Source organism: Actinomadura nitritigenes, assembly GCF_017573545.1.
Classification (GTDB): domain Bacteria; phylum Actinomycetota; class Actinomycetes; order Streptosporangiales; family Streptosporangiaceae; genus Spirillospora; species Spirillospora nitritigenes.
Genome location: NZ_JAGEOK010000044.1, coordinates 19,355 through 39,580, shown reverse-complemented (window position 1 = coordinate 39,580; position 20,226 = coordinate 19,355). Strand labels below are relative to the sequence as shown.

At 70.7% G+C, this 20,226-nt stretch carries 15 protein-coding genes; 13 read left to right on the top strand and 2 right to left on the bottom strand.

What is annotated here, in order from left to right:
• Positions 1-84: 84 nt before the first annotated feature.
• The gene (locus J4557_RS43045; RefSeq protein ID WP_208272609.1) at positions 85-456 is read left to right on the top strand and encodes a DoxX family protein; all 372 of its coding nucleotides are present in this window, start codon (positions 85-87) and stop codon (positions 454-456) included.
• A 116-nt stretch (positions 457-572) separates the two neighbouring features.
• Here J4557_RS43045 and J4557_RS43040 read toward each other — a convergent pair whose 3' ends face one another.
• Positions 573-1,724: an epoxide hydrolase family protein gene (locus J4557_RS43040; protein ID WP_208272608.1), complete on the bottom strand. Its 1,152-nt coding sequence runs from the start codon at positions 1,722-1,724 to the stop codon at positions 573-575.
• A 598-nt stretch (positions 1,725-2,322) separates the two neighbouring features.
• On the opposite strand from J4557_RS43040, the gene J4557_RS43035 reads away from it, so the two are divergent.
• A complete protein-coding gene (locus J4557_RS43035; protein ID WP_208272607.1) occupies positions 2,323-3,627 on the top strand; it encodes a sensor histidine kinase in 1,305 nt (434 codons plus the stop codon).
• Here J4557_RS43035 and J4557_RS43030 read toward each other — a convergent pair.
• A complete protein-coding gene (locus J4557_RS43030; protein ID WP_208272606.1) occupies positions 3,624-4,229 on the bottom strand; it encodes a response regulator transcription factor in 606 nt (201 codons plus the stop codon). The genes J4557_RS43035 and J4557_RS43030 overlap by 4 nt on opposite strands.
• A gap of 338 nt (positions 4,230-4,567) precedes the next feature.
• Here J4557_RS43030 and J4557_RS43025 point away from each other — a divergent pair, with 338 nt between their 5' ends.
• From J4557_RS43025 to J4557_RS42975, 11 genes are all read left to right on the top strand, one after another.
• Positions 4,568-5,680 carry a hypothetical protein gene (locus tag J4557_RS43025; protein WP_208272605.1) on the top strand — a complete coding sequence of 371 codons (1,113 nt, stop codon included), beginning with the start codon at positions 4,568-4,570 and terminating at the stop codon, positions 5,678-5,680.
• Positions 5,681-6,500: 820 nt separating this feature from the next.
• Positions 6,501-8,324, top strand: coding sequence for a thiamine pyrophosphate-binding protein (locus J4557_RS43020; protein WP_208272604.1), 1,824 nt, complete (start codon positions 6,501-6,503; stop codon positions 8,322-8,324).
• A gap of 1 nt (position 8,325) precedes the next feature.
• Positions 8,326-9,828, top strand: coding sequence for an NAD-dependent succinate-semialdehyde dehydrogenase (locus J4557_RS43015; protein WP_208272603.1), 1,503 nt, complete (start codon positions 8,326-8,328; stop codon positions 9,826-9,828).
• A complete protein-coding gene (locus J4557_RS43010; protein WP_208272602.1) occupies positions 9,825-11,576 on the top strand; it encodes a dihydroxy-acid dehydratase in 1,752 nt (583 codons plus the stop codon). Before J4557_RS43015 ends, J4557_RS43010 begins: the two co-directional genes overlap by 4 nt.
• Positions 11,577-11,581: 5 nt before the next feature.
• On the top strand, positions 11,582-12,439 hold the full coding sequence (locus tag J4557_RS43005) for an IclR family transcriptional regulator (RefSeq protein ID WP_208272601.1): 858 nt from the start codon (positions 11,582-11,584) through the stop codon (positions 12,437-12,439).
• Positions 12,436-13,740: an ABC transporter substrate-binding protein gene (locus tag J4557_RS43000; RefSeq protein ID WP_208272600.1), complete on the top strand. Its 1,305-nt coding sequence runs from the start codon at positions 12,436-12,438 to the stop codon at positions 13,738-13,740. The genes J4557_RS43005 and J4557_RS43000 overlap by 4 nt, the downstream gene beginning before the upstream one ends.
• Positions 13,741-13,846: 106 nt before the next feature.
• The gene (locus J4557_RS42995) at positions 13,847-14,728 is read left to right on the top strand and encodes a carbohydrate ABC transporter permease (RefSeq protein WP_208272599.1); all 882 of its coding nucleotides are present in this window, start codon (positions 13,847-13,849) and stop codon (positions 14,726-14,728) included.
• A complete protein-coding gene (locus J4557_RS42990) occupies positions 14,721-15,614 on the top strand; it encodes a carbohydrate ABC transporter permease (RefSeq protein WP_208272598.1) in 894 nt (297 codons plus the stop codon). Before J4557_RS42995 ends, J4557_RS42990 begins: the two co-directional genes overlap by 8 nt.
• Positions 15,615-15,639: 25 nt before the next feature.
• Entirely contained in the window at positions 15,640-16,722 is a 1,083-nt protein-coding gene (locus J4557_RS42985; protein ID WP_208272597.1) for a Gfo/Idh/MocA family protein, read from the top strand.
• Positions 16,715-18,229: a glycerol kinase GlpK gene (gene glpK, locus J4557_RS42980; RefSeq protein WP_208272596.1), complete on the top strand. Its 1,515-nt coding sequence runs from the start codon at positions 16,715-16,717 to the stop codon at positions 18,227-18,229. Before J4557_RS42985 ends, glpK begins: the two co-directional genes overlap by 8 nt.
• A complete protein-coding gene (locus tag J4557_RS42975) occupies positions 18,229-19,920 on the top strand; it encodes a glycerol-3-phosphate dehydrogenase/oxidase (protein ID WP_208272595.1) in 1,692 nt (563 codons plus the stop codon). The genes glpK and J4557_RS42975 overlap by 1 nt, the downstream gene beginning before the upstream one ends.
• The last annotated feature ends 306 nt before the right edge of the window (positions 19,921-20,226 follow it).

Here is a 20,226-nt window from a genome sequence, read left to right as displayed (position 1 = left end):
GGCCGGCATCACACCCGGACGCCACCATCCGGGTTCCCCCCTCCCTGAACCCCTGAGCCCCCTGAACGATGAGGAAACCCAGACATGAACCTGCTGCTGTGGATCCTGCAAGCGGCACTCGCAGCGCTGTTCGGCGCCGCGGGCGTGATGACCTCCGCCCAGCCCAAGGACAAGCTCGAACCCAAGCTGCCCTGGACGGCCGACTTCTCCACCCACACCGTCCGCTTCATCGGGCTCGCCGAACTAGCCGGTGCGCTCGGACTCATCCTGCCCGCCGCCACCGGCCTCGTCCCGATCCTCACCCCGCTGGCGGCCACCGGCCTGGCTCTGCTGATGGTGCTGGCCGCGCTCACCCACTTGCGACGCAAAGAGTCCACAGCGATCGTGCTCAACGCGGTACTGCTGATCGCAGCGGCGGTCGTCGCGTGGGGACGCTTCGGCCCCCACGCGCTATAGAAGACCCCGTGATGGCAGCGGCCGCTCGGCGGCGAACAACTCGCCGACTCCCACCGCACGCCCCGAGGTGTCACTGAGCTTGTGTGATCGGGCCCTCCGGCGTGGGCGGCGATCGGTCAGCGGAGCTTGCGGAAGAACTGGCGGATGTCGGCGATCAGCAGGTCGGGGGCGTCGTGGGCGGCCCAGTGGCCGCCGCGGTCGAACTCGCTCCAGGAGGCGATGTTGTGGTGATCGCGTTCGGCGAAGCGGCGCAGCGGGCGGAAGTCGTAGGCGAACGAGGCCAGGCCGATCGGGAAGGTCGACGGCTCGGTCGCCTTCTCCTCGTGCGCGTTCTCGTAGTAGAAGCGGGCCGAGGAGGCGGCGGTGTTGGTGAGCCAGTAGATGGTGGCGTTGGTGAGGACCAGATCGGGGTCGGGGACACCGGCGAGGAGCTGGCCGATCCAGGCGAGCTGGCCGGAGGGAGAGTCGGCGAGCGCGTGGGCGAGGGTCTGCGGCTGGGCCTGCTGGGCGCGGTCGTGGATGGCGTGTTCGACGAAGGTCTGTAGGAACTGCAGGTACTGCATGTCCTCCTCGGCGAGGCCCTCGAATTCCGCGGGGTCGCCGGAGGGAAAGGAGAAGATCTGGTTGACGTGGACGCCGATGACCGCGTCGGGGTGGCGGCGCCCGATCTCGGGGCTGACGATCGCGCCGGCGTCGTTGCCGTGCGCGCCGTACCGGTCGTAGCCGAGGCGGCGCATCAGCTCGTGCCAGGCGTCCGCGGTGCGGGCGGCGCCCCAGCCCTTCTCGGTGGTGTGGCCGGAGAAGCCGAAACCGGGCAGCGAAGGGATGACGACATGGAAGGCTTCGGCCGGGTCGCCGCCGTGGGCGCGCGGGTCGGCGAGCGGCCCGGCCAGGTCCAGGTACTCCACGACGGTGTTGGGCCAGCCGTGCGTGAGGATGAGCGGCGTGGCGTCCGGTTCGGGGGAGCGCACGTGCAGGAAGTGGATGCGCTGGCCATCGATCTCGGTGGTGAACTGGGGGACCGCGTTGAGCTTCTCCTCCCAGACGCGCCAGTCGTAGCTCTCCAACCAGCGGGACACGAGGGGGCGGACGAACGAGCCGGGGACGCCGTACTCCCAGCCGGGCTGGATCGGGCCCTTCTGGACGCCGTCGGTCACCTCGCCCTCGGGCAGCTCGTCGGCCCAGCGCGTCCGGGCCAGGCGGTCGCGCAGGTCGTCCAGGTCGGATTGCGGGATGTCGATGCGGAAGGGGAGGATCTCGTCGCCCATATGAGCCTCTCTCGGGTCGTTGCTGACCCTCCCCAGCATGGTGATCGGGCGGGCGGTGCCGGTAGTGCCGGGCGCACCGGTTCGGCTGCGGTTCGCACCAGCGAAAATGCAGATTGCACGCCGGATTCGGGCGATCTTAATATTGCGGTCCGCGTGTGACGAGACGAGGTGCGCTTGAGCCGGACGCGCGAGGCGTCGCGGCCGTCCTGGCCCGCCATGGCCCCGTTCGTGATCGGCCTCGCGCTGTGGTGCGTCTACAAGGCGCTCGTCTTCCTGTTCGGCGGGTACCTGGACGCCCCCGATCTCGGTGCCGCGTCGATGATCCGGACGGGGGCCGCCGTGGCGGCGGCGCTGCTGCTGGCCGTGATCGCGTTCGGGGCGGTGCCGCGCCGGTGGGCACCGGCCGTCCTGGCCGCGCAGAGCCTGCTGGTGTTCGGACCGAACGTGTTCCTGGGCTGGCATTGGGGAACGACGTCGGCGGTGGTCGTCGCCTCGGCGCTGCTGCTCTACCCGGGGGGTCGCAGGCCGGATACTGGCGGTCGCCGCCACGGCGGGCGACTTCGCGGTCACCTGGGCTGCGGGCGACCCCGACGGCCCAGTGGACGTCGCCTTCACCGCGCTGGCGACCGTCGCCACGGCGCTGGGGTTCTTCGCGATGGTGCGGCTGGCCCGGCTCGCCCGGGAACTGAGCGAGACGCAGGCGGAGCTCCTGCCGCTGGAGACCGCCCGGGAACGGCTCCGAATCGCGCGCGGCCTCGACGCCGCGCTGGGCGCGCGACTGGCCCACGTCATCGGCGCGGGGCGGCGCGCGCAGGCCGTACCGGACCGGGACGAGGTCGCGCGGATCGTGGCGACCGCGCGGACCGCGCTGGCCGAGGTGCGGACGGTCTCGGCCGACCAGGAGCAGCGGCCGCTCGCCGAGGAGCTGGAGGCGGCCCGGTCGGTCCTGACGGCGGCGGGCGTGCCCACCGAGATCGACGCCGGGCCCGTCCGGCTGCCCGCCGATGTGGACGCCGCGCTGAGCGCCCTGCTGCACCGTACGGTGCTGGACCTCCTGCGCGGGGAACCCCCGGAGCGCTGCTCGATCGAGTTGACCGGCTCGGTGTCCCTGACCGTACGGGCGACCGGCGGGCGTGTGACGCTCGACGCCGCCGCGACCGCGCCGATCAACGGGCTGGGCGGCAGGGTCGACGTGACGCCGTCGTCGGTGCGGGCGAGCGTCCCGGTCCGCTCGCGGCCGGGCCTGGCCGGCACCGCGCCGCGGCTGGCGTGGTTCGTCCTGCTGACCCTCGAGGTCGACTACTTCGGCGCCATGCTGGCCAACATGGCTCAGGACAAGCCGGGGCCCGGCCCGCTGAAGTACCTCGAGGCGCTCACCCTGGTGCCGGTCATCGCCGCCCTCCAACTCCGCCACGTGTACCCCCGCGAGCACGGCGCCGCGCGCACCCATCTCGCCGAACTGGTGACGCTCGCCGAGCAGGCGCTGTCCTCGCTGCGGTCGATCACCGACGGCCGGGCGGCGTTCTCGCTGCGGGCGGAGGCCGAGGCGGCGGCCTCGATGCTGTCGGCCGCGGGCGTCGAGGTACGAATGCGCCTGGATGCCGAGCCGTCCGGCCCGGCCGGGTCGCTGCTGGCCATCGTCCTGCGAGAGGCGGCGACCGATATCGTCCGGCACGCTCGGGCCCGGTGCTGCGAGATCGAGACCTCGCTCGACGGCGGCGTGCTGCGGCTGAGCGTGTCCAACGACGGCGCACGGCGGGCGGACCCCGGCCGGCGCGGGACCGGGCTGGACAACCTGCGGGCGCGAAGCCGGGAGGCCGGCGGCGCGCTGGAGGTCCGCAGGGACTGCGACCGGTTCGCCCTCGTCGCCGAGCTGCCGACCGCCCGAGTCGCCGCGGCCTAGATCCAGCCGGCCTCGCCGGCGATCCGGATGGCGTCGACCCGGTTGCGGGCGTTGAGCTTCGTCACCGCCGAGGCCAGGTAGTTGCGCACCGTCCCGTACGACAGGCCGACCTGCGCGGCGATCTCCGGCGGTTCGGCGCCCTGTGCGGTCAGCCAGAGGACCTCGGCCTCCCGCTCGGTGAGCGGGCTGCTCGGCACCGACAGCGCCGCGAAGGCCAGCTGCGGGTCCACCACACGTCCGCCCATGGCCACCGTCCGGATCGCCGCCACGAGTTCGGCGGGTTTCGCGTCCTTGACCATGAAGCCCGCGACGTGCGCCGCCAGGGCGCGGCGCAGCGTGCCCGGTCTACCCACCCCGGTGAGGACCAGCGTTCGGCAATCCGGCAGCCGCTCGTGCAGTTCGGCGGCGGCGCTCAGCCCGTCCCGGCCGGGCAGCTCGATGTCGACCACCGCCACGTCCGGCCGGGCGTCCAGGCCGGCCGCGACGATCTCGTCCCCGGTCCCGATCTCCGCGACGACCTCGATGTCGTCCTCCAGCCGCAGCAGGCCGGCCAGCGCCTCGCGCAGGATCCGCACGTCCTCGGCGAGCAGCACCCGAATCACAGACCCCCACAAACCGACCCCGGATCTAGCCTTCTTAGTCATACCAGGCTGAACACCCCGACAGGCGGTGTCCGATACTGCCGCACCCCGCACCCCTGAGCAGCACTTGCGTCGCGGCGACGCCCAAGCCGGCAACTGCGTGCCGCACCCCACGCACTTGCTCGGCCCCATGCCAACAGGTACCTCCACCCCCCGATCTCCGGCCCGCATCTCAAGTCGGCCATCAAATTCGAGCACGCCTTTTGCGGGGCCGGTTGTTCCGCGTCTCTCGCTCTGCTCGGTCACGCGGTAGAACCTGTCCGGAAGCTTCCCAGGGCGACGGCGGTAGGGTCCGTTGGGTGCCCGTGAACCCGAATGATCTGCTCACCGAGGACGCTGCGATACGCCTGGCCGGCGGCAACGTCATCGGCTGCGAGACTGACGGGGCCTCCGTCATGCTCGGCGACGCCGCAACGGTGATCATCGCGGATCCGCTGGACGGGCTGGACGTGAGCGGCGTGCGGAACGGCCGCCGGTTCCACCTTCACGGACCATTGGCTGACGACGTCGGCGTCCGCCTGTTCGGATATCTCCCCGACTCTCTCGAATGGAGTTGGACCAAGGGCTCGGACGCGCGGCCAGTGCACCTCCTGACCCGGCTGCCGGAAGGGTGTGTATACCTGGGAGTCGGCAAGCCGGTGCAGGCCGGCTACGCAAATGGGTGTCTGACCTACGCAGCCCTGACGATAGAGCCGGAACTGGCCCCGGAACTCCTGGACCGGGTCAGGCCGCCTGCCGAGCCCGAGACATTGCCGAACCTGGACTGGCTCGCGCACATGACCGCGAATCCGCTGGAAGCGCTGACGCGGTTCGTCGAGGGCTGGATCCCCGAGACCTACCAGGACCTCGGCGAGCTCGTCGCATCAGCGCCATGGGATGTTCCAGAACCGCTTGCCGTGTTCTATCGGCTGGCCCGACACCGGCCTGCGCTACTCGGCGTTCAGAACCGCCTGCGGCCTCCCCACAGGTGGAGGGAGAGGCACGACGGTCTGATCGCCTTCGGAGATGAGAGCCAGGGCGGATTCATCTGGCTGTTCGATCCGTCGCACCCCGACCCCGAGGTATGGATCGACCAGGACGGGTACGAGCTGCGCCGGGAGCACCGGCCGATGAGCGGCTTCCTGCTCCAGTTCGCCCTGTACGAGGCCATGATCAACGCGCCCTACAAGGCCCTGCGCACCGATCTGGCCGCCGAGCACGTCGACAAGCTGACAGCCGCGCTGACGCCGGTGCCCTGGGAGCCCTGGCGCTGGCCGAACGACTCCACCCGCTTCTACGTCGCACCCGGCATGATCGCCGAGACGACGGACCAGCGGCACGGGAACACCTCAGCGTGGGTCGGTGCCGTACACCGCAGCGTCCTCCGGCCACTGGGGCAACTCGGAATCCCCTGGACCGACTTCGACGGCTGAGCCACCGACAATCCCAAACAACGCGCCCGGATCACCGCCTACAGCCCGTCAGCTTGAATCCGGACGGGCGAGCACGCTCTGGAATCCTGATCAGACTTGTTGCGGATGGTCGGTGCCGAGGCGCTGGTCGAGGCCGTGGCGGACAAGGCGGCCGCTTTGGAGCGACGTTTCGGGAGGGCGGCCACCGCAACCACCGTATGGCCCCGGATACAGGCGGCCTGGTAAAGGCCGACAGCAAGAGCACTGAGCCTTTTCCAGCCGTGCTGGTCACAAGCGCTTTCGGGACGTCGTTGCGGTGGACGCGTCGTCGCTGGTGACCTGGACGGTACCGGCCGCCCAGGTCGGCGTCATTTTCGGACGCGTGAAACGAGTCGTCGGCACACCTGCGGGAAGTGATGCCGCTCTGCTGCGGGCCCGGCCCGTGGATTGCCGGAATGAGGGTCGGCGGCGTTGGCTGCGCGCGTGTCGTAAGGCCGGACAGGCGTTGTCCGGAGGTGTAGCAGGGGCGACTGTCGCCATTCACGCTCGAAACAACGTTGTCGCGAGGGATCGGTTCGTTGTCTCAGGTGGATGCGCTGCTCGCTGCGAACGGGGTGGCGAGCGGCCCCGCCGAGAGGTCGCTTGTTGCCATATAGACAACAACAATCCCTGTGAGGCCCGTAAGCGGCCGTGAAGCGGGGTCTAGGTGTTGTGCAATGGACATCAGTGTTGTAACTTCACCGTCCACTGCCGCTCACCGACCCTGGGAACTCGATCGATGGAACATGACCTCACCGAAGAACGAACCCGACGCGCTCGCAGCATTGCTGAAGCCGGCGGCGTGGAGCAGGCGCTCGACAGCGGGGCGCTCCCTGCGCGCGTCAGCGCCACACTGTCCGAGGCGGTGGTCCTCGGTCTGCTCCGGCAGCAGGTCAGCAAGTTCGTGGTCGTGTTCGGGCACGGGTCGACCGAGTTGGCCGAGGTGCTGCGCGTGTACGAGGGCGCGGGGCTCGTCCAGACCTATGCGGTGCGCCACGAGACGGAGGCCTCGCACGCCGTTGCGGCGCTGCGGTGGGTGACGGGCGAGAAGGCGGCGGTCGTCACCTCCATCGGACCCGGTGCGTTGCAGGCGATGGCGGGGTCACTGGTCGCCAGCAGTGACGGCTTGGGCGTGTGGCACCTCTACGGGGATGAGACCACCGAGGACGAAGGCCCGAACATGCAGCAGATACCCCGGACGGAACAGGGGCTCTTCCTGCGGCTCGCCTCCGCCATGGGCCCGGCGTATTCGCTGCACACCCCGCGCGCCCTGCCCACCGCACTGCGTCGCGGCCTGAACACCGTCGACCACCCTTACCGGCCGGGCCCGTTCTACCTGTTGCTTCCGCTCAACACGCAGCCGCAGCTCATCCCCGACCTCAACCTCCGCGAGTTGCCGACCGGGATCCCCCCGCGGCTGAGTGCGGCCGCGACCGACTACCGGCGGACCGCGCGCCGCCTCCTCGATGCCGAGCGTGTCGTGGTGAAGGTCGGCGGCGGGGCCCGGGGCTGCCGGCGGAGCCTGGAGGAGCTGGCCGATCTCGTCGACGCCGTCTTCGTCATGTCGCCCGTCAGCCTCGGCGTCGTGCCGGCGAGCCATCCGCGCCAGATGATGGTGGGCGGCTCCAAGGGCTCCCTCAGCGGCAACTTCGCCATGGAGAACGCCGACCTGCTGGTCGCCGTGGGAACCCGCTCGGTATGCCAGGCCGACTCGTCCCGCACGGGGTACCCGCGTGTGCGCCACGTGGTGAACATCAACGCGGACCTGGACGCCGCCACCCACTACAACGAGACGACGGCACTCGTCGGCGACGCCCAGGAGACGCTGGCCGCGCTGGTCGAGGCCGTCCGGGCCGAGCTGGCGGAATCAGGCGAGGACGGCCGGCCGTCCACCTGGCTGGCCGAGTGCCAGGACGCCCGGCGAGAGTGGGAACGCGTCAAGCAGGACCGGCTCGACCGACCGACCCTCCACGACCCCGTGTGGGGACGCGAGGTGCTGACGCAGCCGGCCGCGATCCAGACCGTCACCGAATGGGCGGACGGCAGCGGCGCGGTCACCTTCTTCGACGCCGGGGACGTCCAGGCGGTCGGGTTCCAGATGTCGTCCGAGGAGGAGCCGGGCCGGTCCTTCACGGAGGCCGGTGCCAGCTACATGGGCTTCGCCACGAGCGCCGTCCTGGCGACCGCGCTCAGCGACGAGAACTGGTACGGCGTCGCGCTGACCGGTGACGGCTCCTTCACCATGAACCCGCAGGTGCTGATCGACGGGGTGGCGCACGGCGCCCACGGCTGCATCGTGGTCCTCGACAACCGCCGGATGGCGGCCATCTCCAGCTTGCAGCTCGAGCAGTACGGCAGCGACCACGCCACGTCCGACGGCGTCGCGGTCGACTATGTCGCGTGGGCCGAATCGGTGGAGGGCGTCACGGCGCTTCACGGCGGCTACACCCGGGAGTCCCTGCGCGAGGCGCTGGAGAAGGCCCGGCGGCAGGAGGGGCTGTCGCTGGTCCACGTCCCCGTCTACTTCGGCGACGACCCGGCCGGCGGGCTTCCTTCGTACGGCCGCTGGAACGTCGGCAACTGGGTCGAGGACACGCAACGGCTCCGACACGAGATTGGACTGTGAGATGACGACGACGGGGGAACGCCCTCAGTTCTCCGATGGCACGGCCCCGAAGGATGTCCTGCCCCCCTCGCTGCTGTTCATCGACGGCACCTGGCGGGAGTCCGGAGACGGGCGGACGCGGGCCGTGGAGAACCCCGCGACCGAGACCGAGCTGACCGCCGTCCCGCTCGCCACCGCCCAGGACCTCGACGACGCCCTCGCCGCGGCCGCGGCCGGCTTCCGGCGGTGGCGAACGGCATCCGCCTGGGACCGCTCGGACGCGCTGCGCCGGTTCGCCCAGGCGATCCGCGCGGACGCGGACCGCTTCGCGCTGGTGATGACACTCGAGCAGGGCAAGCCGCTGGCGCAGTCGCGCGGCGAGGTGCTCGCGTCCGCCGACCAGTTCGACTGGTACGCCGACGAGGCCCGCCGCATCTACGGCCGCAGCGTCGACGGGCACGACACGGGCACGCGCATCCTGGTCCGGCGGGAGCCGATCGGGCCGGTGGCGGCGTTCGCGGCCTGGAACTTCCCGTCGCTGCTGACCGCGCGGAAGATCGCCCCGGCGCTGGCCGCGGGGTGCTCGATCGTCGTCATGGCGCCCATCGAGGCGCCCCTGAGCACCCTGCTGTTCGCCGAGGTCGCGGAGAAGGCGGAGCTCCCGGCGGGCGTGCTGAACGTGGTCACCGGCGAGCCGGCGGACGTGTCGCGGCACCTCATCGCCTCCGACGTGATCCGCAAGGTGAGCCTCACCGGGTCGGTCCCGGTGGGCGTCCAGCTGGCCGGGCTGGCCGCGCAGGGCATGAAGGCGACCTCCATGGAGCTGGGCGGGCACGCGCCCGTCCTGGTGTTCCCCGACACCGACGCTCGCCGGGCCGCCGCGATCTGCGCGCAGGGGAAGTTCCGCAACGGCGGCCAGGTGTGCATCGCCGCCAGCCGCTTCCTGGTCCACGAGTCCGTCGCCGACCAGTTCACGGAGGTCTTCGTCGAGGAGACCCGCAAGCTCCGCCTCGGTGACGGCCGGGACCCCGCCACCGACGTCGGGCCGCTGACCACCGCCGGCCGCCGCGCCGCGATCGCCGGCCTCGTCGAGGACGCGGTCGCGCTCGGCGCGACGCTGGAGCACGGAGGCGGAGCGCCGGAGGAGTACGAGACCGGGTACTACTTCACCCCCACGGTCCTCACCGGGGTGCGCGCCGACATGAGGGTGATGCAGGAGGAGCCGTTCGGTCCGATCGCGCCCATCGCCACGTTCGCGACCTTCGACGAGGCCGTCTCGATCGCCAACGCGACCCCGTACGGGCTCGGCGGGTTCGTCTTCACCGACGACCTGACCACCGCGTTCCGCGCCTCCGAGGAACTGGAGGTCGGGATGGTCGGGGTCAACCACCTCACCATCGCCACGGCCGAGGCGCCGTTCGGCGGGGTCAAGCGGTCCGGCCACGGCCGCGAGGGCGGCAGTGAAGGAATCGATGGCTACACCGTGACCAAGTACGTGAGCATGCGCCTTGGGGGCCTCTCATGACCGGCCCGAACGGCGCAGGCCCGAGCGGCGTCGACCGCGGCCTCACCTCCTACGGCGACGAGGGCTTCAGCAGGTTCCTGCGGCGGGCGTTCCTCGCCTCGTCCGGGTTCGACGCCGACGACCTGGATCGCCCCGTGGTCGGCATCGCCGACACCAGCAGCGACTACACGACCTGCCACCGGGAGATGCCGCAGCTCGTCGAGTCGGTCAAGCGCGGCGTCCTGGAGGCGGGCGGACTGCCGCTGGTTTTCCCCACCATGTCGCTGCCCGAAATCCTGCTGTCGCCCACCTCGATGCTCTTCCGCAACCTCATGGCGATGGAGACCGAGGAACTGGTCAGGGCTCAGCCGATGGACGCCGTCGTCCTCCTCGGCGGATGCGACAAGACCGTCCCGGCGCAGCTGATGGCCGCGGTGTCGGCGGACATCCCGGCCGTGCAGGTGGTCGCCGGGCCGATGCTCACCAGCTCCTGGCAGGGGCAGCGGCTCGGGGCGTGCACCGACTGCCGCGGCATGTGGGCGCGGCACCGGGCCGGTGAGCTGGACGAGGCGCAGATCGCGGACGTGCGGTCCACGCTGGCCACCACCGGCGGCACCTGCATGGTGATGGGCACCGCGTCCACCATGGCCTGCGTCGCCGAGGCGCTCGGGCTCAGCCCCGCGGGCACCGCCACCGCGCCGGCCGCCACCGGGGACCGGCTCCGCGCCGGGTCGGCCGCGGGCCGCCTGGGGGTGGCGGCCGCGAAGGCCGACCTGCGTCCCTCTGCACTGATCAGCGAGGCCAGCCTCAGGAACGCGGTCACCGTGCTGATGGCGATCGGCGGGTCGACCAATGCGATCATCCACCTGCTCGCCATCGCCGGACGGACCGGGCTGGAGCTGACCCTCGACGACTTCGACGCGATCGCCCGCCGGGTCCCGCTGCTGGTGGACTGCAAGCCGTCCGGCTCGGGCTACCTGGAGGACCTGCACCGCGCCGGCGGCGTGCCCGTCCTGATGAAGACGCTGGAGCCGCTGCTGGACCTCTCGGCGAGGACCATCGAGGGCGGCACGCTCGGCGACCGCCTCGCCGGGGTCGAGCCGGCGCCGTCCTGGCAGACGACGATCCGTCCGCTGGACGAGCCGCTGGGGCCGCCGCGCGCCCTCGCGGTGCTGCGCGGCAACCTGGCCCCCGACGGCGCGGTGATCAAGCTGTCCGCCGCGACGTCCGAGCTGACCGTGCACGAGGGCCCGGCCGTGGTGTTCGAGTCTCCCGAGGACGTGACCCGGCGCATCGACGACCCCGACCTGGACGTCACCCCGGACTCGGTGCTCGTGCTGCGCAACGCCGGCCCGGTCGCCGCCGGCATGCCCGAGGCGGGGTCCTTCCCGATCCCGAAGAAGCTCGCGCAGCAGGGCGTCCGCGACATGGTGCGCGTCTCCGATGCGCGGATGAGCGGGACGTCCTACGGCACCGTCGTGCTCCACGTCGCGCCCGAAGCCGCGATCGGCGGCCCGCTCGCCCTGGTGGAGGACGGCGACGTCATCAGGCTCGACGCCGCCGCGGGCGAGCTGACCCTCCTCGTCCCCGACGACGTGCTCCAGCGGCGCCGCGAGCGCTGGACGCCGCCGCCCGCGCCCGCGCGCGGGTGGCGCCGGCTCAACGCCGAGCACGTGCTCCAAGCCCCGCAGGGCGCCGACTTTGACACACTCAGGCCCGCCATACAGGGCTCCGTAGGAGCACCTACCGAAGGCGGAGAAGAGGAGTGAGCACCGTGAGCGACGGACGAGTGCCGACCACCACCACGACGGGCGAGGGCGCGCGGTCGCGCGCCGCCGGAGCGCTCGCGTCGGGCCTGGACATCCTCGAGACCCTGGCGGGCAGTGCGGAGGGCATGGGCGTGACCGCGATCGCCCGCGCCGCCGGCCAGGACAAGGGCAACGCCCACCGGCTGCTGCGGATGCTCGAAGAGCGCGGTTACGTCGAGCAGGACCCGCACACCAAGGCCTACCGCGCCTCGGTGCAGCTGGTGTCGCTGGCGGGCCAGCTGCTGCGCGGGCTGGACGTGGTCACCACCGCCCAGCGGACGATGCGGGAGCTCTCCAGCCAGACCGGAGAGGCGGTGCACCTGGCGCGGCGGACCAAGTCCGGAGCCGTCTACGTCGCTCAGGAACGCCAGGGCGGCGGCATCGTCACCGTCGAGACCGAGATCGGCGCGCAACCGGTCATCCACGCGACCGCCACCGGCAAGGCGCTGTACTGCCTGGCGGCGGGCGAGGAGCTGGAGCGGGTCGTGCGGCAGCCGCTGCGGAGCTTCACGATCCGGACGATCACGTCGATGGACGCGCTGGCCGCCGACCTGGAGAGGGTCCGGGAGCGCGGCTACGCCGTGGACGACGAGGAGCTCAACCTCGACGTCCGCTGCGTCGCCGCCCCGGTCTTCGACATGTACGGCACGCCGGTGGCCAGCATCGGGCTGTCCGGCCCGGCGGCCCGCGTCGGCCTCTCCAGGGTCGACGAACTCGGAAAGCAGGTCCTCGCCGCAGCGGTGCGGATCACAGAAGAAATGGGTGGACACGTCCCCGTCACGTTCGGTGCCCACCCCACACCACCCCCGGAGGTTCAGGGATGATGCAAGGAAAGACTACTCGTCGCCGGTGGAGGGCGGCCGGTTTCGCGGCGGTCGCCGTGCTGGCCCCGCTCGCCCTCGCCGGCTGCGGCGGCTCGGCCTCCGGAGGTTCAGGCGGCAACTCCGTCAGCATGGCGCACTACTTCAGCGACAGCCTCGGCTCCACCGCCTTCAAGACGATCGTGCCGCTGTGCACCAAGGAGACCGGGCACGACGTCAAGAACAGCCCGATCCAGCACGAGGCGTTCAAGGACTCCATCCTCGTCCAGCTCGCCGGCGGAAACCCGCCCGACCTGTTCTCCTACTGGGCCGGCGCCAAGACGCAGTACCTCGTCGACCAGAAGCGCATGGCGCCCCTCGACGACGTCTGGACGAAGAACAAGCTCGACGACGTCATCCCGCAGTCGCTGTCGAAGGCGTCCGCCGACTACAACGGCCACAAGTACCTTCTGCCGTTCGACTACCACTACGTCGGCATGTTCTACAACCCGAAGGTCATGAAGAAGGCGGGCATCACCACGATGCCCAAGACCTGGGACGAGCTGATGGCCGCCGCCGCCAAGCTCAAGGCGGCGGGGATCACCCCCTTCGCCCTGGGCTCCAAGGAGCAGTGGCCCGCGCAGTTCTGGTTCGACTACCTGCTTCTGCGCACCGCCGGCCCCGACTACCGCCAGAAGCTCATGGCGGGCCAGGCCAGTTACACCGACCCGCAGGTGAAGACCGCCTTCTCGATGTGGAAGGAGGTCTTCGACAAGGGCTACTTCAACGACAGCCCGAACGGCATCGACTGGCAGGGCGCCGCGGACATGGTCGCCAAGGGGCAGGCCGCCATGACCCTCAACGGCACCTGGATCACCGGCTACTGGGACGGCAACAAGATCCCCGCAGTCGGGGGCTACGACATGTTCCCGTTCCCGGAGGTCACCCCTGGCGTGCCGCAGGCCGCGCTGGGGCCGGTGGACGGATGGGCCATGTCCACCGCCGCGCCGAACAAGACCGCCGCCGAGGACCTCCTGAAGTGCCTGTCCGGGCCGGAGGTCCAGAAGGCGATGGCGTTCGCCGAGGGCGCGCTCGCGCCGAACAAGAACGCCGACCTGTCGTCGCAGAACGCGGTCATGCACAAGGCGGCCAAGGAGGTCCAGAACGCCTCCACGTTCGTCTTCAACTACGACCTCGCCACTCCGCCGGAGATGTCGGAGCCGGGCCTGAACGTGATCCAGAAGTTCGTCGACGACCCGTCCAAGCTCGACGGGGACCTGCGGGAGGCCCAGTCGGCGGCGGACGGCGTCTTCAAGAAGAACTAGCCGTCTTCACGAAACACGAGTCGTCCAGCACTGGCGGTGACGGCGGTCCGCGCCGTCACCGCCACCCACCCTGCCCTCGAATGACCTCCACAGGAAGGAACAAGGAGTGTCGACGCGACGCATCGGCTGGTCGGCCGCGTTCCTGGCCGTGCCCCTCATCGCCTACGTGGCCGCCGTGGTCGGCCCGGGCCTGTACTCCTTCTACTACAGCCTGACCGACTGGAACGCCGTCGGCGGCACCGCCGAGTTCATCGGCCTCCAGCACTACCGCGACATGGCCGGCGACGAGCACTTCTGGCAGGCGCTGAAGAACACCGCCATCTGGACGGCCGCCGCGGTGGTCGTGCCCACCCTGGTCGGGCTGGCGCTGGCCCTGGGCCTGGCCCGGGTCAGGCGGATGCAGCGGCTGATCAAATCCCTGTTCTTCCTGCCGCTCGCGCTCTCCCTGGTGGTGGTCGGGCAGGTGTGGTTCTGGATCTTCCGGCCCGAGGACGGGCTGCTGAACCTGGCGCTGGGCCGTGTCGGACTGGCATCGCTCCAGCACGCCTGGCTCGCCGACCCCCGGCTGGCACTGTGGTCGGTGCTGCTGGCCTGGTGCTGGCAGCAGGTCTCGCTGGCGATGGTGGTGTTCCTCGCCGGACTGACCGGGGTGCCGCAGGAACTGGTCGAGGCGTCCAAGGTGGACGGCGCGAACGGGTGGCAGCGGCTCTGGCACGTGATCATCCCCGCGCTGCGGCCCGCGTTCGCCGTGGTGGTCTCGCTGTCGATGATCAACGCGTTGAAGAGCTTCGACATCGTCTACGTGATGACGGAGGGCGGCCCGTTCCGCAAGACCGAGACGCTGGCCATCCTCGTCTACCGCACCGCCTTCAAGACCTACGACTTCGGCTACGCCAGCGCGATCTCCGTGGTGCTCTTCGTGATCACCCTGGTCACCATCGGCCTCTTCTTCGCCTGGACCAACCGAGAGGATTCCCAGAATGTCTGACGCATCCGTCCTCACGAGCGGACGGGCGATCGACAGGCCGAACGTGACGTCGCGCCGCCACCGCGAACGCGGAGGCAGAGTCCTGGCCGTCGCGCTGCTGCTGATGTTCGGCATCGGCTTCCTGACGCCGGTGCTCGGCGTCGTCCTGACGTCCTTCAAGTCCAACGCCCAGATCGCCGCGCACGGGCTGTGGGCCCCCAGCGGCGACCTCACCACGGACAACTACCTGAAGGCCTGGACCGACGGGAACGCCCGCACCTACCTGCTCAACTCGTTCCTCGTCACGGTCCCGGCCACGGCCGTCTCCGTGGTGCTGGGCACCCTGGTCGGCTACGTGGTCGCCAAGCTCCGCCCGCGAGGCTCCGGCCTGATCACGCTGTTCTTCGTCGCCGGCCTGTTCGTGCCGCCGCAGATCCTGCTGATCCCGCTGTTCAAGCTGTTCAACGTCAACGGCCTCTACGACACGCTGTGGCCGATGATCATCGTCCACGGCGGCTACGGCATCTCGCTGTGCACCCTCGTCATGCGGAACTTCTTCCGCTCGGTGCCCGACGAGCTGCGCGAGGCCGGGCTGATCGACGGCGCCGGCGAGCCGCGCATCCTGACGACGGTGATCCTGCCGGTGGCGCGTCCCGCGCTCGCCGCTCTCGCCACGCTGCAGTTCACCTTCATCTGGAACGACTTCCTCTACCCCCTGGTGTTCACCCGTTCGGACGGGATGCGGACCGTGATGGTCGGGATCCTGTCCCTGCAGGGGCAGTTCTCCATCGCCTACGGAACCCAGGCCGCGATGGCGGTGCTGGCCAGCCTGCCCACGATCGCCGTCTTCATCGCCTTCCAGAAGCACTTCATCGCCGGAATCACCACCGGTGCGGTCAAGGGCTGACGCACATCAATCTAGGAGAAGCACAGTGATCCGACTGGGGATCATCGGCTGCGGCCGCATCTCGGACCTGCACGCCCAGGCATACCTCGACCACCCCGAGGCGACGATCGTCGCCGTCGCCGACCCCGACGCCGGCAACCTCGCCATGCGGGGCGCTGCATGGGGAGTCCCGGAGAGCGCCCGCTACCAGGACCACCGCGACCTGCTCGCGCGTCCGGACGTCGACGCGGTCGAGATCCTCGTGCCCCACCACCTCCACGTCCCCATCACGCTCGACGCGATGGCGGCCGGCAAGCACGTGTCGCTGCAGAAGCCGATGGCCCTGTCCATCGACGACGCGCTGATGATGGTCAAGGCGGGCCACGAGCACGGCGTCACGTTCAAGGTGTTCGAGAACTTCGTGTTCTACCCGCCGGTGGTGCGCGCGAAGGAACTCGTCGAGAACGGCGAGATCGGCGACGTCCTGAGCATCCGCATCAAGTCGAACGCGGGATGGAGCCCGACCGCCTGGGAGGTCCCGGCCGCGGCGTCGGCATGGCGGATCGACCCGGAGAAGTGCGGCGGCGGGCCACTGGTCTTCGACGACGGGCACCACAAGTTCGCGATCGCCTGGCACTTCCTCGGCCTTGCCGACCGGGTCCACGCCTTCATCGGGTCCTGGATGGGCGTCCTCGACTCCCCGTCCGTGGTCTCATGGCGCCACCCCGGCGGGCAGGTCGGCTCCCTGGAGGTCGTCTACTCCCCGGAGCTGCAGCTCCACACCGTCCAGTACGCGCAGGACGACCGGGTGGAGATCACCGGGACCAAGGGCGTCATCTGGGTCACTCGCGGGCACGGGCGGATGCTCGACGCGCCGCCGGTCGTCCTCTACCGCGACGGGGAGACCCGCGGCTTCTCGGACATGCCCACCGGTTGGGAGACCAGCTTCCACCGCTCCGGGCAGCACTTCGTCGACGCGCTCATCAACGGCACGGCGCCGTCGCTGACCGGCGAGCAGGGAGCCGAGGTCCTCGCCTTCGCGCTCGCCGCCCAGGAGTCGTCGAGGACGGGCACCGCCGTGTCCCCGCAGGCGGACGACCTGGGGGCGGGAGAGACGCGCCATGGGTGACTTCGTGGCGGCGGTCGACCACGGCACGACGAGCACCCGCTTCCTCGTCTTCGACCACGGCGGCCGCATCGTCGCCGGCGAGCAGCTCGAGCACCGGCAGATCCTGCCGAAGCCCGGATGGGTCGAGCACGACCCGGTCGAGATCTGGCGGAACACCGCGCAGGTCATCGAGAAGGTGATGGCGGACACCGGGCTCTCCTGGCGCGACCTGTCCGCGCTCGGGGTGACCAACCAGCGCGAGACGACCGTCGTGTGGAACCGCCGGACGGGACGCCCGTACTGCAACGCCATCGTCTGGCAGGACACCCGCACCGACGTCCTCGTCGGCGCCATGGCGGCCGACGACCGCGGCCGGCTCGTCCGGCACCGGGCGGGGCTGCCTCCGGCCACCTACTTCTCCGCGGCCAAGCTCCAGTGGATCCTCGACAACGTCCCCGGGGTCCGCCGCGACGCCGAGGCGGGCGACGCGGTCTTCGGCACCCTCGACACGTGGCTGCTGTGGAACCTCACCGGTGGCGTCGACGGCGGTGTGCACGTCACCGACGTGACCAACGCCAGCCGCACGATGCTGATGGATCTGGAGACACTCGACTGGGACGACGAGCTCGTCCGCATCTTCGACATCCCGCGGGCGATGCTCCCCGAGATCCGGCCGTCCGCCGTCCCGTCCGGGCACGGCCGGGCGACCGGTGACGGGCCGCTGAAGGGACCGGTGCCGCTGACCGCCGTGCTCGGCGACCAGCAGGCCGCCATGGTCGGCCAGCTGTGCCTCGAACCGGGGGAGGCCAAGAACACCTACGGCACCGGCAACTTCCTCCTGCTGAACACCGGCACCACCCTGGTCAGGTCCGGCAACGGGCTGCTGACCACCGTCTGCTACCAGTTCGGCGACGAGCCACCCGTGTACGCGCTGGAGGGATCGATCGCGGTCACCGGCTCGGCGGTGCAGTGGCTGCGCGACCAGATCGGGATCATCCGCGACGCCGCGGAGATCGAGTCCGTCGCCCGCGAGGTCCCCGACAACGGCGGCGTCTACTTCGTCCCCGCGTTCTCCGGCCTGTTCGCCCCGTACTGGCGGCCGGACGCGCGCGGTGCGGTGGTCGGGCTGACCCGGTTCAGCCGCAAGGGGCACCTGGCCAGGGCGACCCTCGAGGCGATCTGCCACCAGAGCCGGGACGTCGCCGAGGCCATGGAGAAGGACTCCGGCGTGGAGCTGAAGATCCTCAAGGTGGACGGCGGCGTGACCGCGAACGACCTGTGCATGCAGATCCAGGCGGACCTGCTCGGCGTCCCGGTGAGCCGTCCCGTCGTCGCCGAGACGACCGCGCTCGGCGCCGCGTACGCGGCCGGCCTCGCCGTCGGCCACTGGGCGTCGGCCGCCGACCTTCGTGACAACTGGCACGAGGACCGCCGCTGGCACCCGGAATGCTCCGAGGAGCACCGCACCGCGGCTCGTGACACATGGCGCCGGGCGGTCGCCAGGACGCTGGACTGGGTGGAGATGTGATGGCGAACCGAGCGCGTGACCTCGGACCGGAGGACCGCCGGCGGTCGCTGGAGGACCTGGCCGGGGCGGACCTCGACATCCTGATCGTGGGCGGCGGCGTGGTGGGCTGCGGTGCGGCGCTCGACGCGGTCACCCGCGGCCTGCGCGTCGGCCTGGTGGAGGCGCAGGACTTCGGCTCGGGCACGTCCAGCCGCTCCAGCAAACTCATCCACGGAGGCCTGCGGTACCTCGAGCAGCTCAACCTCACGCTCGTGCGAGAGGCGTTGCGGGAACGGTCCCTCATCCTCAGGACCATCGCTCCCCACCTCGCCCGTCCGGTGCCGTTCCTCTACCCGCTCCGGCACCGGATCTGGGAGCGGCCCTATGTCGGCAGCGGCGTTCTCCTCTACGACACCATGGGCGGCCGCCACGGTGTCCCGGGCCACCGCCATCTGAGCAAGAAGCAGGCTCTCCGCGAATTCCCCGGCCTGCGCGACGACGTCTTCGTCGGAGCGGTGAAGTACTACGACGGCCAGGTCGACGACGCCCGGTACACGATGATCCTCGCCCGCACGGCCGCGCACTACGGGGCGCTCTGCGTCAGCGGCGTGCAGGCGGAGCGGTTCATCTACGAGGGCCCGCGCGTCGCGGGCGCCGTGGTCCGCGATTCGGAGACGGGCCGGCATCTCGAGGTGCGCGCACGGCACACCATCAACGCCGCCGGCGTGTGGACCGACGCGGTCAGGGAGATGGGCGGTGGGCGGACGCCTTTCGACGTGAGGGCGTCCAAGGGCGTGCACATCCTCGTCCCGAAGGGCAGGATCGAGGCCTCCGCAGGGATCATCAGCCGGACCGAGAAGAGCGTCCTGTTCATCATCCCGTGGCGGGAACACTGGATCATCGGCACCACCGACACCCCCTGGGACCTCGACCTGCGGCACCCGGCCGCGAGCCAGCGTGACATCGACTACCTCCTCGACCACGCCAACCGGCTGCTGAGGAAGCCGCTCAGCGGTGAGGACATCGTCGGCGTCTACGCCGGCCTGAGGCCGCTGCTCGCCGGGAGCACCGACGAGACCGCCGAGCTCTCCCGCGAACACGCCGTGGCGGATCCTGTCGAGGGGCTCACCGTGGTGGCCGGCGGGAAGTACACGACCTACCGGGTGATGGCCAAGGATGCGGTGGACGCCGCGGTCCGTGGCCGTGCGGGGCGGACACCGGCGTCCTGTACCCACCGGCTCCCGCTACTCGGCGCGGACGGCTACGTTGCGGCCTGGAACCAGCGCGGCCTGCACGCCCGTGTGAGCGGCCTTCCGGTGCGGCGGGTGGAGCATCTGCTCCGGCGCTACGGGTCGCTCACGGGCGAGCTGCTCGACCTGATCGCCGAACGACCGCGGCTCGGCGAACCGGTCGAGGGAGCGGAGTCGTACCTCAACGCCGAGATCTACTACGGGGTCCTCGCCGAGGGCGCCCTCCACCTCGACGACCTCCTGACCCGGCGAACCCACATCTCGATCGAAGAGCCCGACCGGGGGCTGGCCGCCGCCCGCCCGGCCGCCGACCTCGTCGCACCGCTGCTCGGCTGGGATCAGGACGACATCGACCGGGAAGTCGCCCGCTACCACGCACGCGTGGAGGCCGAACTGCAGTCCCAGGCGGCCCCCGACGACATCAGTGCGGACGCCGTCCACCGCGAGGCCCTGGCCGGCTGAACCGTACGTGGCCCTGGCGCCGGAGAAGCGGAGTACAGGCAGGCCGTCGGCTGCGAGCCCGGACGGGCTCGCAGCCGACGGCCTGCCTGGTCGAACATCACGCGGTCCGCGCCACATGCGGAACCTCGGCCGACCCGCCTGTCGGACGGTTCATCGGCGGGACGAGGGGGCGCCGGCTTCGGGGGAGGAAACCTTCATTTTTGGGCTGTCGTCGACGGCATCGTCGTCATTGGCGTCACCACCGACAATCTGTACGCCGAGCGTCCCGATATTCGGAGCACACGCAAACTCCCGTGATAACCCGGA

Excerpts from the sequence above, each read along its gene's own strand:
- J4557_RS43045 (WP_208272609.1), top strand. The coding sequence starts at position 85 with ATGAACCTGCTGCTGTGGATCCTGCAAGCGGCACTCGCAGCGCTGTTC.
- J4557_RS43040 (WP_208272608.1), bottom strand. The coding sequence starts at position 1,724 with ATGGGCGACGAGATCCTCCCCTTCCGCATCGACATCCCGCAATCCGAC.
- J4557_RS43015 (WP_208272603.1), top strand. The coding sequence starts at position 8,326 with ATGACGACGACGGGGGAACGCCCTCAGTTCTCCGATGGCACGGCCCCG.
- J4557_RS43010 (WP_208272602.1), top strand. The coding sequence starts at position 9,825 with ATGACCGGCCCGAACGGCGCAGGCCCGAGCGGCGTCGACCGCGGCCTC.
- J4557_RS43000 (WP_208272600.1), top strand. The coding sequence starts at position 12,436 with ATGATGCAAGGAAAGACTACTCGTCGCCGGTGGAGGGCGGCCGGTTTC.
- J4557_RS42990 (WP_208272598.1), top strand. The coding sequence starts at position 14,721 with ATGTCTGACGCATCCGTCCTCACGAGCGGACGGGCGATCGACAGGCCG.
- glpK (WP_208272596.1), top strand. The coding sequence starts at position 16,715 with ATGGGTGACTTCGTGGCGGCGGTCGACCACGGCACGACGAGCACCCGC.
- J4557_RS42975 (WP_208272595.1), top strand. The coding sequence starts at position 18,229 with ATGGCGAACCGAGCGCGTGACCTCGGACCGGAGGACCGCCGGCGGTCG.